This window comes from Nocardia inohanensis NBRC 100128 (assembly GCF_001612945.1).
Classification (GTDB): Bacteria; Actinomycetota; Actinomycetes; order Mycobacteriales; family Mycobacteriaceae; genus Nocardia; species Nocardia inohanensis.
In genome coordinates this window covers 428737-444823 of record NZ_BDBK01000016.1, presented here as the reverse complement: position 1 = coordinate 444823, position 16087 = coordinate 428737, and the positions used below count along the sequence as shown (strand labels likewise).

The window sequence follows — 16087 nt, the reverse complement described above, 5'->3', positions numbered from 1 at the left end:
CTCAGCACGCAGGACGTTAAATGGCTTCCAGCTCCCCCACGTCGCCCTTCGCCCTGTCCGCGGCCCAGCGCGGCATCTGGTTCGCACAGCATCTGGCCGGTGACACCCCGATCTCCATCGCCCAATACGTCGAATTCGACGGGGCGGTGGATATCGAGCTGCTCGCCGACGCCGCCCGGCAGGCCGGACGCGAGTTCGGGACCGGATATCTGCGGCTGCTCGAAATCGACGAGCTGCCTTGGCAACTCGTCGACACCAGCCTCGACGATCGCATCGACACCGTGGACTTCCGGGACGAGGCGGATCCGGCGGCGGCCGCGCGGGCCTGGATGCGGGCCGAGTACACCGCGCCGCTGGATATGACGCGGGACCGGTTGTGCAAGGTCGCCATGCTGCGGCTGGCCGAGGACCGGTGGTGGTGGTATTCGCGGTTCCACCACATCCTGCTCGACGGGGTGGGCGCGCTGACCATGTTGCAGCGCACCGGGGAGATCTACAACGCGGCCGCCCGGGGTGAGCAGATCCCGGAAGGCAAGGCGCAGCCGCTTCAGCACATTGTGGAAGCCGATGCGGCATACCGGGATTCGGACAAGCTGGCGGCGGACCGGCAGTACTGGCGAGAGCATCTGACGGGGATGGCCGAGCCCGCCTTCCTGGGCCGGCGCACCGGCGCCGTGGACGCGCACCCCCGGCTGCTGTCGGGCGCGCTGCCCGACGCGACCGCCACCCTGCTGGACGCCGTCGCCGCCGAACTCTCCACCAGCGCCGCCCCGATCGTCGTGGCCGCGTTCGCCGCGTTCGTCGGCGCGATGACCGGCAGCGGCGAGATCGTGCTCAGCCTGCCGGTGTCCGGGCGCACCACCGCCCACCTGCGCCGCTCCGGCGGAATGGTGGCCAATGTGGTGCCGTTGCGGCTGCACCCCATGCCCACCGCCACCGTCGGCATGCTGATCCGGGCCACCCAGAACGAGCTGACCGCGGCGCTGCGCCGGCAGCGGTACCGGCAGGAAGACATCATCCGCGATCTCGGCTGGGCGATGGACGAGATGGCCGGCTTCGGGCCGACCGTCAACCTCATGCTGGCCGATACCCGCATCCGCCTGAGCGGGGTGACCGGGCGGCTGCATGTGCTGACCTCGGGGCTGATCGACGATCTGTTCGTCAATGTGTATCCCGGGACCGGCGGGGAACGCACGCACATCGACTTCCAGGCCAACCCGAACCGGTACGGGGACGCCGAGCTGACCGGACTGCACGCGCGATTCCTCGACTTCCTGCACCGCTTCCTCGCGGCCGGGCTCGACGGACCGCTGACCGGGGTCGCGGCGGTTTCGGAGCGCGAGCGGGCAGAGCTCGTCCCCGCCTACGGCCGAACGCCGGCGCAGCCTCGTACGCTGCCCGAAATCCTCACGGCCGGAGCGCATCACGCGCCCTCGGCCATCGCCATGCGGGTGGACGGGTCGGCTTACACGTACCAGGAATTGAGCGAGTACTGCGCGCGGCTCGCGCGAGTGCTGATCGCGGCGGGAGCGGGACCCGAACGGCCGGTGGCGATTTCGATCCCGCGTTCGGCGGAGTCGGTGCTGGCGACCTGGGCGGTGGCGCAGACCGGCGCGGCCTTCGTGCCGATCGATCCGGGGTATCCGAAGGACCGGATCGAGCACATGGTCACCGACAGCGGGGTGGTGGCGGGCGTGACGGTCGCGGCCGCGCGCACGGCGCTGCCGGACCGGGTGCGGTGGCTGGTACTCGACGATCCCGAAACCGAGCGGCAGCTCGAGTCGGCCAGCTCCGCGCCGATCACCGATGCCGACCGCAGCACCCCGGTCCACCTCGACCAGCTCGCCTATCTCATCTACACCTCCGGCTCCACCGGTCTGCCCAAGGGCGTCGGCGTCACCCATCGCGGCCTGGCGAACCTGGCGAGCGGATCCGGTGCGGCCTTCGGCGTCGCCGCCGATGCGGTCGTGGCGCACGCGGTCTCCCCGAGCTTCGACATCTCGGTGGAAGAACTGCTGATCGCCTTCGCGGTCGGCGCGACCGTCGCCGTGGTCCCGCCCGCCGCCTACGCGGGCGACGACCTGGCGCGCGTGCTCCGCGCCCTCGAAGTCACGCATTTGAACGTGACGCCTGCCGTAGCGGGTTCCCTCGACCCCGACACCCTGCCCCGCCTGCGCACCGTCGTGGTCGGCGGCGACGCCTGCCCACCCGAACTCCCCGTCCGCTGGGCCGGCCGCACCGTGCTCAACGGCTACGGCCCCACCGAAACCACGGTCACCGCCACCCTCAGCGCCCCGCTCGCCCCCGGTGACGCGATCACCATCGGCGGACCGTCACGCGGCGCGCGGGCGGTCGTCCTCGACCCCTGGCTCCGCCCGGTCCCGCACGGCGTCACCGGTGAGCTGTACCTCGGCGGCGACGGCCTGGCGCGCGGATACCACCAGCGCATCGGATTCACCGCCGAACGCTTCGTCGCGAACCCTTTCGCGGCAGGTGAACGGCTCTACCGCACCGGCGACCTGGTGCGCTGGGTACGTCGCAAAGGCCAATGGGAGCTGGAGTTCGGCGGCCGCAGCGACACCCAGGTCAAGGTGCGCGGCTTCCGCATCGAACTCGGCGAGATCGATGCGGCGGTCGCGCGGCATCCGGGGGTGCAGGTGGCGATCACCGTCGGCGCGACCACGCCGGGTGGCGCGACGGCCCTGGTGACTTACGTGCTGCCCGGACCGGCCCCGACCGGCGATGCCGATGTCATGCGGGTCTCGGCCGCTCCGGTTTCACCGGAACGCGCGGCGGACTCCGTCGAGCCTTCGGCGGCGGTCACCGTCGACCCCGAAGCAGTGAAAGCAACCGTGGCACAGCAGCTTCCGGCACATATGGTGCCCGCTGTCGTCATGGTGCTGGATGCGCTGCCGTTGACCCCTGCGGGAAAGGTCGACCGGCGGGCGCTGCCCGAGCCCGACTTCACCACCCGCGCTACGGCCGGGCGGGCGCCGGTGACGGAGCGGGAACAGGTGCTGGCGGGCGTGTTCGCCGCGGTGCTGGGCGTGGAGTCGGTCGGCGCGGATGACAACTTCTTCGCACTCGGCGGAGACAGCATCGTCGCGATTCAGCTGGTGGCGCGCGCCAAGTCGGCCGGGCTCGGCTTGCGGGCCCGGGATGTGTTCGAGCACAAGACTGTTGCGGCCCTGGCGGCAGTGGCGACGGATGCGACCGCACCGCAGGTGCACGAGCTGCCCGGGGGCGGGATCGGGCCGATTCCGCTGACACCGGTCGTGCACGCGATGCTGGAGCACGGGCCGACCTGGCGGCGGTACGCACAGGCCGCGTTGATCCCGCTGCCGCAGGAAGTGGATCGCGACCGGTTGGTTCCGGCGGTGCAGGCGCTGCTCGACCGGCACGATGTCTTGCGCAGCAAGCTGGTCCGAGCCTCGGGTACCGGAGATTCCAGCCGACGCCCGCGGTCCGAGAGCGCAGAGGCGGGTTTCGACTCGGACCGGGAATGGGAATGGACCGTCGGGGCGGTGGGGTCGGTGCGGGCCGAGGATCTGGTCGATGTCGTACGGGCGGGCGGTGATTCCGATGTGGAGGCGGAATTGCAGTGGGCCGCGGATCGGCTGGATCCGGCGGGGCGGGTGATGGCGCGGTTCGTATTGATCGAGCGGGGTGGGGCGGGGCCGCTGTTGTGGGTGGTGCTGCATCATCTGGTGACGGATGGGATCACCTGGCGGGTGCTGCTGCCGGATCTGGCGACCGCTTGGGCCGGGGGTGAGCTGCAACCGGTGGGGACTTCGTTCCGGCGGTGGGCGCACGGGCAGTTGGAGCAGGTGGAGCTGCGGCGAGGCGAAACAGCTTTGTGGCAGCGGGTTCTGGAGACGCCGGATCCGCCGCTGGATACGCACGCGTTCGATCCGCGCAGGGACACCGTCGCCACCATGGGGCAGACGCGGACCGTGGTCGACGCCGAGATCGCTTCGGCGGCATTGGAACTCGTTCCGGAGCGTTTCCACTGCGGCGTGGATGACGCGCTGCTGACCGCGCTCGCCATGGCAGCGGCGCGGGTACGGACCACCCCGCGCACCCTGCTCACGCTGGAAGGACATGGGCGTGAGGAAGCTTTGCTGCCCGGGGCCGATGTCTCGCGTACCGCCGGCTGGTTCACCAGTGTGTATCCGGTGGCCTTGGACCTCACCGGCATCGATCTCGAGGATGCGTTCCGGGGTGGAGCGGCGGCGGGGGCGGCGTTGAAGGCCGTCAAGGAACAGTTGCGCGCGATACCGGACAAGGGTGTCGGGTACGGGATGCTGCGGTATCTCGATGCTGATGCCGGACTGGGTCATGCGCCGGTTCCACAGCTGAGCTTCAACTATCTGGGCCGCACCGGTACCGGCGGCGAGGGCGTCGAAACACCTTGGCTGCCCGCACGATTCACCGCCACCAACGATGACCGCGCGCCACTCGCCGCGGCCGTCGACATCAATGCCTTCCTCACCGACGCCGGCCTCGAGGTCACCTGGGCGTACGCCTCGCGACTGTTCACCGAGGCGCGCGTGCGGGAGTTCGCCGCGCTGTGGGCGCAGGCGCTCACCGCGCTCACCACTCATGCCCGGCAGGTCGAGGCGGGCGGGCATACGCCCTCCGACTTCCCGCTGGTCGCGGTGCGTCAGTCGCAGATCGACGACTGGGAACAGGCTTACCCCGGGCTCACCGACGTCTGGCCGCTGTCGCCATTGCAGTACGGACTGCTGTTCCATGCCAAGTACGACAACGACACCGCCGACGGGTACACCGTGCAGACCCGCTTGTCGCTGGCCGGGCGGGTGGAAGCGCCGCGTTTGCGGGCCGCCGCCCAGGCATTGCTGGACCGGCACGAGGTGCTGCGGGTCGCGTTCACCGAGACCTCGGACGGGCCCCGGCAGCTGGTGGTCGACGCCGCCGAGATCCCTTGGCAGGAGGTGGATTTGAGCCATATCCCGGAGGCGGCCGAACGGCAACGGGAGCTGGAGCGACTGGTCGCGGTGGATGGCGGGACCAGGTTCGATCTGGCGCGGCCGCCGCTGCTGCGGTTCACCTTGATTCGCACGGGCGCCGAGACCTACACGCTGCTGATGACGAATCACCATCTGGTGCTTGATGGTTGGTCCACGCCGCTGGTGGTGCGGGAACTGCTGTCCGGGTATCTGTCCGCCGTCACCGGGCACGAGATCGGCGGCGCGCCCGCGCATTCGTATCGCGAATTCCTGGCCTGGCTGGACGAGCAGGACGATGCCGCATCGATCGCCGCGTGGCGCGAGGCCCTCGCCGGAGTCGATGCGCCAACCCGCGCGATTCCCACCCTCGCCGGGCTCACCTCCACCGAATCCGGCATGGTGACAGTCGATTTCAGCACCGCGCACCTGACGCGACTGGAGGCCGCCGTCCGCGCGGCGGGCGCCACGGTGAACACCGGCGTACAGGCCGCGTGGGCACTGCTGCTGACCATGCTCACCGGACGCACCGATGTCATCTTCGGCGGCACCGTCTCCGGCCGCCCGCCCCAGCTGACCGGCGTCGAGGAGATGGTCGGCCTGTTCATCAACACCCTGCCGGTGCGGGTGCGGCTGGATCCCGGTGAGCGGGTGGCCGCACTGCTGGCGCGGGTGCAGGGTGAGCAGGCGCGGCTGCTGGATCATCAGCATGTCGGGCTGGCCGCCATCCACCAGGCGGTGGGGTTGCCCGAACTGTTCGACACCCTGACCGTCTTCGAGTCGTATCCGATCGACCGCGAAACCCTCTCGCGGGCAATGGATATCGCGGGCATGCGGATCCTGGATGTGAGCGGCACCGATGCCACGCCGTACCCGCTGAACCTGATGGTGATCCCGCAACGCGACGCCGACGGGGCCGAGAGCCTCCAGATCACCGTCAAATTCATGGCCGACCAGCTGCCCGAAGCGGCGGCGCGGCGGCTGCTGGAACGGTTCGTCCTGCTGCTCGACCAGATCGCCGAACACCCGAATCGCCGGGTCGCGCAACTACAGCACTGCGAACCCTCCGAACGGCGCTCGCTGCTGCCGGTGCGCGGCGGCGAACCGATGCCGATGCGCACCCTGCCGCAGATCCTGGCCGCCGGCGCGAGCGTGAACCCGGATGCCATCGCGATCAGCTCCGGCGCGCACAGCATGAGCTATCGCGATCTCGACACCTGGTCCAACCGCTTCGCCCGGCTGCTGCTGAGCCGCGGGGTCGGCCGCGAGGTGTTCGTGGTGCTGGCGCTGACCCGGTCGGTGGAGTCGGTGGTGGCGGTGTGGGCGCTGGCCAAGACCGGTGCGGCGTTCCTGCCCCTGGACCCCAACTATCCGGTGGAGCGAATCGAGCACATTCTCACCGATTCGCAGGCCCCGATCGGGGTGACGGTGTGCGCGGTCGGCGAATCGCTGCCGGGCACCATCGACTGGCTGCTGCTGGACGACCTCAACACCATCCGGCGCGTGATGACCGTGTCGGACGCACCGATCACCGACGCCGAACGCGGCGGGCCGATCGATCTGAGCCAGACCGCGTATCTCATCTACACCTCCGGATCCACCGGCAAACCCAAGGCCGTCCTGCTCAGCCATCGCGGCATCGCCAATCTCATCGCCCAGCAGGAGACCGCGCTCGACCTGAACGAGACCTCCAGCCCCTTGCAGGTGGCCTCGCCCAGCTTCGACGCCTCCGTGCACGAGCTGCTGATGGCGCATGCCATGGGCGGGCGGCTGGTCATCTCGCCACCGGATGTGTACGGCGGCAGCGAACTCGAGGCGCTGCTGCGGGAGCAGCGGGTGACGCACGCGGTGATCACGCCGTCGGTGCTGGCCACCATGAACCCGGCCGGGCTCACGCATCTGCAAAACCTGGCGGTCGCGGGCGAGGCGGCCGGGCCGGAGCTGGTCGCGGCCTGGTCGCCCGGGCGGCGGATGGTGAACCTGTACGGGCCAACGGAATTCAGCATCTGGGCGACCGGTCCGGGTGAGCTGCGACCAGGTGAGCCGATCACCATCGGCGAACCGATTCGCGGCGCGCAGGCCATGGTGCTCGACACCTGGCTGCGGCCGGTGCCGGTGGGCATCACCGGTGAGCTGTACCTGGCCGGACCGGCCTTGGCGCGCGGGTACTTCAACCGGTTCGCGCTCACCGCAGCGCGTTTCGTGACGAACCCGTACGGCGCACCCGGCACCCGCATGTATCGCACCGGCGATATGGTGCGCTGGGTCGAGGCCAAGAGCGCCGACGAAACCCGGCTGGAACTGGAATACCAGGGGCGCAGCGACTTCCAGGTCAAGATCCGCGGCCTGCGCATCGAACTCGGGGAGATCGACGCGGTGCTGTCCGCCGACGATCAAGTCGAATACGCGGCAACGCTGGGCTGTCCGGGGCCGGGCGGGCAGACCGTGCTGGTGTCCTACGTGGTTCCCGTCGAAGGCGAACGCCTCGACACCGAACTCTTGCGCACCCGCGTGGCCGGTGCGCTGCCCGGCTACATGGTGCCCAGTTACATCATCGAACTCGACGACGTCCCTTTGACACCGGTCGGCAAACTCGATCGAAACGCCCTCACCCCACCGGACTTCACCAGTCTGCAAGAACGCTATCTCGCGCCCCGGAGCGCGGTGGAGACCGCTGTCTCGAAGGTCTTCGCCGAAATCCTCGGCACCGACCAGGTCAGCATCGACCGCTCTTTCTTCGAACTCGGCGGCAATTCACTCAGCGCCACCCGGGTCGTCGCTCGCGTGAACGCCGCTCTCGGTGCGACGATCGCGCTGCGCGACCTGTTCGACGCACCGACCGTCGCGCAGCTGTCCGCCCGCATCACTCCCGCGGGCGAGCTGCCCTTCGGCGGGTTCATCGGCCGTCCCGCCCTGGCCCCGCGCATCCGGCCGGATCGCGTCCCCCTCTCCCCCGCCCAGCAGCGCATGTGGGTGCTCAACCGCATGGATCCCAGCTCGGCGGCGTACAACATCACCGCGGCGCTACGGCTCACCGGCGCACTGGATCTCGATGCCCTCCGCCTCGCGATCGCCGATGTGGTGGCGCGGCACGAGACGCTGCGCACGATCTACCCTGCCGATACCGAGGGCCCGCGCCAGATCGTGGTGAACGCCGAAGCCGCCACCCCCGAACTGCTGGTCGTCGACACCGAAGACGGCGCGCCCCTGCGCGATCGCATCGACGAGCTCACCGGCGCCGGCTTCGACCTCACCCGCGAATCCCCCCTCCGCGTCGGCCTGCTCCGGATCGTCGAAGCGGCCGATGCTGCCGCGCCGGATGTTTCGACAGCGGACCCCGACGAAACCTTGCAGCCCGGGTACTTCCTGGACGCGGATTCGGCGGCGCGCGCGCAGGTCCCGCCGCCCCCGCCCGGCCCCGGCGAAAGCCCGGCCGCTCCGCAGGAGACACCGGGCGGCCAGGTCCGCCCGCTCACCGTGACCGAGTCGTCCACCGTGAAGCTGGCGCTCAGCGAGGCGGATCGCGCCGCCGCGACGGCGTCGTTCGCACGCACCGAACTGGAACGGGCGGGCGCGCCCCGGTCCGGCCGGCGAACCGATCCCGACGAGACGACGGCCGCGCCGGATCGAGCGAACGCCGGGCGATTCGGCAAGTCGGCACCGGCATCCGCGGAACACACCGCCGTGCCCGCCGACGCGGCCGACTTCGGCCGGTACCGGCAGCACGAGCAGCGTCCCGCAACTCCGGGGACGGCGGCGACAAGGCGACCGACGACAACCGAGTCGGCAGGGCCGGCCGCCGAAACCAGTAGCCGGGCAGCATCTGTGCCGGGCGATCCGGCCCGGCCAGGTGCGGGCGGCGCGACGACCGATCCGGTGATTTCCGCCGAGTCCGGGGAGCGCGGGCCGAGTCCCACGGCCGTGGGCGCGGATTCGCGAAGCGATGATGTGCACGTCGTGGTGCTGGTCGTGCATCACATCAGTGCGGACGGCGCGTCCATGGCCCCGTTGGCCGCGGATCTGGTGGGCGCGTATCTGGCGCGGTGCGCCGGGGCGGAGGACGTGCGACCGGAGTTGCGGGTGCAGTACTCCGATTACTCGTTGTGGCAACGGGAATTGCTGGGCGACGATCGGGATCCGGAATCCGTTGCGGCTCAGCAGGTTCGGTACTGGAGTGAGCGGCTGGCGGGGACTCCGGATGTACTGGAGTTGCCGACGGACCGGCCGCGGCCGGCGGTGCAGAGTATGCGGAGCGCGGATCTGGCGTTCGGCATCGAGAGCGAGATGCACGGGGCGCTGGGGGAATTGGCGGCACGGACCGAGAGCAGTTTGTTCATGGTCGTGCATGCCGCGCTGGCCGTGCTGCTGTCGCGGCTGGCGGGGACGCCGGATGTGCTGGTGGGCACCGCCATGTCCGGGCGGGGTGAGGCGGCGCTCGACGATATGGTCGGGATGTTCGTCAATACGCTCGCCTTGCGGACGCCGGTCGATCCGAGCCTGGGGTTCCGGGAGTTCCTGGCCCAGGTGCGGACGGCCGATCTGGATGCGTTCGCCAATGCGGACGTGCCGTTCGAGCGGCTGGTGCAGGTGCTGGATCCGGCGCGATCGACCGCGCATCATCCGTTGTTCCAGGTGTCGCTGTCCTTGCAGAACTTCACCGCCCCGGTGCTCGAATTCCCCGGTCTGCGAGTGGAAGTCGAGCCGATCGTCCGCGACGCCTCGCAGTTCGATCTCACCTTCGACCTGCGTGAACCCGCCCCCGGCGCGACGACCGGACTGGACGGCACGCTCACCTACGCCGTGGATCTGTTCGACGAGGCCACGGCCGCACTGCTGCTCACCCGCTGGCGGCGCGTGCTCGACGCGATCACCGCCGACCCGGATATCCGGATCTCCGATATCGACCTGCTCGACGACTCAGAACGCGCCGCGCTGGTGCCCCGCCGCGGACCGCGCACCACCGGCACCCGCACCCTCGCCGAGGTATTGCAGGACGCCGCCGCGACGCGTCCGGATCACACCGCCGTCATCGCCGCGGGCCGCAGCCTGTCCTACCGGCGTTTGGATGCCGACTCCGCACGGCTGGCCAGGCACCTCACCGCGGCCGGTGCGGGACCGGAAACGGTTGTCGCCCTGGCGCTCTCGCGCGGCGTGGAACTGCTCACCGCCATCTGGGCCACCGCCAAGGTCGGCGCGGCCTTCGTCCCCGTCGACCCCCGGTATCCGCTCGACCGCATCGAACACATGCTCTCCGATTCCGGCGCCCTGCTGGGCCTGACGATCTCCGCCCACCGCGAGGTGCTGCCGGACACCGTCACCTGGCTCGTCCTCGACGACAGGCAATCGCTCACCCCCGCGCCGGCGCTCCGGGCGCAGCAGCGGGAATCCACGGACCCCGAACCGCGGCCGATGCGGCCGCACCCGGGAGCGCCGCGCCCCGGACTCCGCCCCTCGGGGTCCGGTGCACGGCCACCGCATTTCGAACCGCGCGCCGGACAACGGGGATTCCGCTGGGCACAGCCCGAGCCGCGTTCGGCGCCGGGCGGACCGCGCGTACCGCAGTCGGGTCCGCGCCCGCCGCAGGCGGCGCCGCGGGCTCAGGGCGGCGCGCGGCCGCCGCAGTTCTTCGCGCGCACCGGGCAATCGGCGATCCGGCCCGGTGGTTCGCGACTGCGGCCACCGACGGCGTCGGCTGATCATCCGGCATGGCTGATCTACACCTCCGGATCCACCGGCATGCCGAAGGGCGTTTCGGTATCGCACGGCGGAATCGCGGATCTGGTTGCGGCGCAGCGGGAATTGCTGGGGCTGGACGAGAATTCGCGGGTATTGCAGGTCGCGTCGCCGAGTTTCGACGCCTCCGCGTTCGAGGCGCTGATGGCGTTCGGGGCCGGGGGCACGGCGGTGATCTCGCCGCCGGATGTGTTCGGTGGCGAGGCCCTGTCGGATCTCATTGCCGCGCATCAGGTCACACACTTGGTGATCACCCCGTCGGCGCTGGCGACCATGGATCCGGCGGTGGTCACCAGCGTGCGGGTGCTCGCGGTGGCCGGTGAGGCGATCGGGCCGGAGCTGGTGGAGAAGTGGGCTCCCGGCCGGATGCTGGTCAACCTGTACGGACCGACCGAATTCACCATCTGGGCAACGGCTTCCACGCCTTTGCGCCCTGGGCAGCCGGTCACCATCGGGCGGCCGATCCGGGGCGCCGAGACACTGGTGCTCGATGATCGGCTGCGTCCGGTGCCGATGGGGGTGGCCGGGGAGCTGTACCTCGCCGGTCCGGCCTTGGCACGCGGGTATCACGCACGGCCCGCGCTGACGGCGGGCCGCTTCGTCACCAATCCCTACGGCGGCCCCGGTGCGCGGATGTATCGCACCGGCGACCTGGTGCGCTGGACCGGCGATCTGCACCTGCCGACGCTGGAGTACCTGGGGCGCACCGACTTCCAGGTGAAGGTGCGTGGTCAGCGCATCGAACTCGGTGAGATCGACGCGGTGCTGGCGCGCGCCGAGGGCGTGGAATTCGCTGTCACCCTGGGCGTTTCCGGGCCCGGCGGGGCGACCGCGCTGGCGGCCTACCTGCTGCCGGAGGGCGGCCGCGAGCTGGATCTCACGGCGATCCGCGCGCATGCCGCCGACAGCCTGCCGGGGTATATGGTCCCGTCGGCGTTCGTCGTGCTCGATGCGGTCCCACTCAACGCGGTGGGCAAACTGGATCGGAAAGCCTTGCCGGAACCGGTTTTCGAAGCCGAAACCGAGTACCGGGCCCCGTCCACGGCGACCGAGAAGGCCCTGGCCGCCATTGTCGCCGAACTGCTCGGGCGCGATCGCGTCGGGGTGCACGATTCGTTCTTCGCGCTCGGCGGCGACAGCATCCTGGCCATCCAGCTGGTGTCGCGGGCACGGCTGCACGGCCTCGAACTGAGCCCCTTGCAGGTGTTCGAGCATCGCACCGTCGCCGCGCTGGCCGCCCTCGCCGAGGAGGCCGGCGAGGCCATCGTGCTGGAGGAGCTGCCGGGCGGCGGGGTCGGCGACATCCCGTTGACGCCCATCGTGTCCTGGATGCTGGAGCGCGGCGGCGACTTCGGCCGCTTCGCCCAGACCGCCGTACTGGAGATGCCGCGCGGCATCACCCGCGAGCAGATCGTCGCCACCGTCACCGCCGTGGTCGATCGGCACGACATGCTGCGGGCCCGGTTGCGGCAGCAGGACGGGCAGTGGCGGCTGAGCACCGGCGAACCCGGCACGGTCGAGGTGGACAAGGTGCTGCATCGCATCGAATTCAGCACCGCCAGCGCCGTGGAGCTGCGCGAATACGCCGCCACCGAATTGGATTCCGCGTTCGAGCGCCTCGATCCCGCCGAGGGCGTCATGCTGCAACTGGTGTGGCTGGATCCGGTCGACCCCCAGCACGCCGGCCGCCTCATTCTGGTGGCCCATCACCTGGTCATCGACGGCGTCTCCTGGCGCATCCTGGTGCCCGATCTGATCGCGGCCTGGGCGCAGCTCTCCGGCGGCGCCGATCCGGTGCTCGCCGAACCCGGGACCTCGGTGCGGCGCTGGGCGCACGCCCTGCACGAGGAGGCGCGGCGCCCGTCCCGCACCGCCGAACTCGAGTACTGGCGCGCTGTCGCCGCCACCGCCGACCCGGCCATCGGCCCGCGCGAACTCGATCCGGGCATCGACACCGCCGCGCGGGTGCGGGCCATCGACATCACGGTGCCCGAGGAGGTCACCACCGCGCTGCTCACCACCTTGCCGGGCCTGTTCGACGGCACCGTCGAGGATGCCCTGCTCGCGGCCCTGGCGCTGGCCGTGCAGCGCTGGCGCGGATCGAACGGAAACGAACCCGATTCGGTGCTGATCCGTATGGAAGGACATGGACGACAGCAGGAGATCGTTCCGGGCGCGGACCTGTCCCGCACCATCGGCTGGTTCACCACCGTGTACCCGGTCCGGCTGGACCTGCCGGGCATCGATCTCGAGGCGGCGCGCACCGGCGGCCCGGGAATGGGTGAGGTGATCCGCGCGGTCAAGCATCAGCTGCTCGATGTCCCGGACAAGGGCATCGGGTACGGGCTGCTGCGCTATCTGAACGACGAAACCGGATCGCAGCTGCCGCGGCGGGTACCCGGGCGGATCGGGTTCAACTATCTGGGCCGCTACGCCGCCGCCGATATCCCGGCCGGACTGGAAGGGCTGGGCTGGCTGCCGACCGACGAACTCGGCGACCTGCACGCCCCCGAGAGCCCGGACGTCCCGGTGACCGCCGAGGTCGAGATCAATGCCGTGGTGGTCGGTGACCGCATGCAGGCCACCTTCACCTATCCGGGCACGCTGCTGGGGCGCGGCGATGTGGCGGCGCTGGCCTGGCTGTGGGTGGAAACCCTGACTGCGGCAGCCGATTTCGCCGCCTCACCCGCCGCGCAGGAAGCCGCCGCCGCAGAAGTGCGGTTCATGACCGACCGGGCGCGAGCCGCGGCCGAAGCCGAACTCGCCGCCGCACAGGCGGATTCGTCGCCCGGCCTCGGCCTCGACGTGGTGCTGCCGATTCGCCTCGGCGGCGAACGCCCCGCCCTGTTCTGCATCCACCCCTCCTCCGGAATCGCCTGGACCTACCTCGGTTTCGCCGAGCAGCTGGCGCCCGGCCGTCCCATCTACGGCCTGCAAGCCCCCGACCTGTCCGGCGACGCCCACGCCGACAGCATCGAGGACTTCGCCGAGCGTTACGCCCGCGAAATCCGCCGCCTGCAACCCGAAGGCCCCTACCACGTGCTCGGCTGGTCCTTCGGCGGGCTGATCGCGCACGCGGTCGCGGTGCAGCTGAAGGAGCAGGGCGCCGAGATGGGCGCACTGGTGCTACTGGACGCCGACAGCACCGATATCGACGGCCACAGCATCGAAAAGCTCACCGCCGGTTCGTTCGTCGCCGCCTTCGGATCGGTCTTCGGCATCACCGATATGCCCGCCGACGCCACCGCGCAGGAGGCCGCGGACCTGATCCGCGATCGCATGGGCGGCGTATCCCTGGTGGACGCAACGACTTTGGAGCGCATGGCCGCCTCCTACAACGCGTCCGCCCGCACCCGTACCGGCTATCAGCGGCCGGTATATCACGGTGACGCACTGTATTTCAGCGCCACCGTGGACCGTCAGGAGATCTTCGGACCGCAGGGCTGGCATCCCTGGATCACGGGCGAGATCACCAGCCACGACATCGAGGCCACCCACGAGGAACTCACCGCGCCGGATGCGCTGGCGGCCATCGCCGCACTCCTCGACGAATATCTCGGAGGAACCCAGTGAAACCCGGCAGCGGCGTGGACGGCGTGGTCGTCGAAGGCGTCGAGAAATCCTTCGGTGCGGTGCGAGCGTTGCGCGGCATCACCTTCAAGGCCGCACCCGGCGAGGTGCTCGGCATTCTCGGACCCAACGGCGCGGGCAAGACCACCACCGTCAATATTCTGTCCACCCTCATCTCCCCCGATGCCGGGCGCGCACTGGTGGCCGGGCACGACGTCACCGGCGATGCGGCGGCGGTGCGGCGCAGCATCATGCTGACCGGTCAGTTCGCCGCGCTGGACGATGCTTTGAGCGGTTACGAGAACCTGGTCATGTTCGGGCGGCTGATGGGTCTGCGCAAGCGTGCCGCCAAGGTCCGCGCCGACGAACTGATCGCCGAATTCGATCTGGACGCGGCGGCCGGGCGACGGGTCGGCACCTACTCCGGCGGTATGCGGCGGCGCATCGATATCGCCTGCGGGCTGGTGGTGCGGCCGGAGGTGGTGTTCCTGGACGAACCCACCACCGGTTTGGATCCCCGTAGCCGCCAAGGGGTTTGGGATCTGGTGGGCGGATTCCGCAAGCACGGCATCACCACGCTGCTGACCACCCAGTACCTGGAGGAGGCAGACGCGTTGTGCGACCGGATCATCGTCATCGACCACGGCGTGGTGATCGCCGACGGCACCGCCGACGAACTCAAGGCGCGCACCGGCGGCAGCTATTGCGAGGTGGTGCCCTTGCGGCTGGAGGAGCTGCCGGAGATCGTCCGCGCACTCGGCGATCTGCTGCCCGCCGCCAACCGGGAAGCGCTGTCCGGGGATTCGGACCGGCTCGCCATCCCGGCGCCGGAGGGCGCGAAGACCCTCGCCGAGGCGCTGCGCCGACTCGACAGCGCCGGACTGGAACTGGTCGACATCGCGCTGCGCCGCCCCTCCCTCGACGACGTATTCCTCACGCTCACCGGCTATCCGACCGACAGAGATCCACTCGAGGGAGCGGACTCGTGACCGCCACCGCCGCCCCGAGCGCGTGGCTGACCGCCGCCCGCGCCACCCCGGGGACCTTGCAGCAGTGGTGGGTGCTGACGCTGCGGCTCATCGTCCCGGCCGTCACCACCGGCGAGATCCTCACCTCGATCCTCGCGCCCGCCTCCTTCACCGTGAGCTTCTACATTCCGCTCAATCGCGTGATGTCGTTCTCCGGCACCGGATTCAGCAGCTACGCCCAGTTCATGGCGCCCATCGTGATCCTGCAAGCCGCCGCCTTCACCGCCATCTCCGCGGCCTTCCGCGCGGCCACCGATATGGTCTCGGGCCTGGATCGCCGCTTCGACGCCATGCCCATGCATCCGCTGATCCCGACCGCGGCGCGGATGGCCGCCAACGTCTTCCGGCTCACCGTGGCCATGATCACCGCGCTGATCTGCGTGCACGTCATCGGCTTCCGGTTCTACGGACCCTGGTCGCACACCATCGGTTTCGTGGCGCTGGGCATGCTCATCGGCATCGCTTTCTGTCTGGGCGCGGATGTCATCGGCACCGTCACCAAGAGCCCCGAGGCCACCACCCAGATGCTGGTGCTGCCGCCACTCATCCTCGGTATGCTCTCCACCGGCCTGGCTCCCGCCACCCAATTCCCGCACTGGGTCCAGGCTTTCGTGCGCAATCAGCCGGTCTCGCAGTTCGCGTACGGGTTGCGAGCGCTCGGCGGCGACAAACCACCGCGCTTCACCGTGGTCACCGACGCGGTGCTGACCCCGCCGCTGCTGTGGTGCGCCGCCATCATCGCGCTGTCGCTGTACTTCACCGTCCGGCTGAACATGAAGAGGTCGTGAC

The 16087-nt window shown here is 70.1% G+C and carries 3 protein-coding genes; all 3 read left to right on the top strand.

The features are described from left to right. Nucleotides 1-20 precede the first annotated feature (20 nt). From NI1_RS30155 to NI1_RS30145, 3 genes are read left to right on the top strand one after another with little or no spacing between them, the layout of a single operon-like run. Nucleotides 21-14273: a non-ribosomal peptide synthetase gene (locus tag NI1_RS30155; protein ID WP_067827391.1), complete on the top strand. Its 14253-nt coding sequence runs from the start codon at nucleotides 21-23 to the stop codon at nucleotides 14271-14273. Beyond that, a complete protein-coding gene (locus NI1_RS30150) occupies nucleotides 14270-15259 on the top strand; it encodes an ATP-binding cassette domain-containing protein (RefSeq protein WP_084523937.1) in 990 nt (329 codons plus the stop codon). The genes NI1_RS30155 and NI1_RS30150 overlap by 4 nt, the downstream gene beginning before the upstream one ends. After that, nucleotides 15256-16086, top strand: coding sequence for an ABC-2 transporter permease (locus NI1_RS30145; protein ID WP_245663471.1), 831 nt, complete (start codon nucleotides 15256-15258; stop codon nucleotides 16084-16086). Before NI1_RS30150 ends, NI1_RS30145 begins: the two co-directional genes overlap by 4 nt. Nucleotide 16087 lies beyond the last annotated feature (1 nt).

What these genes read in the sequence shown, in the direction of transcription:
- NI1_RS30155 (WP_067827391.1), top strand. Translation starts at nt 21, where the DNA reads ATGGCTTCCAGCTCCCCCACGTCGCCCTTCGCCCTGTCCGCGGCCCAG.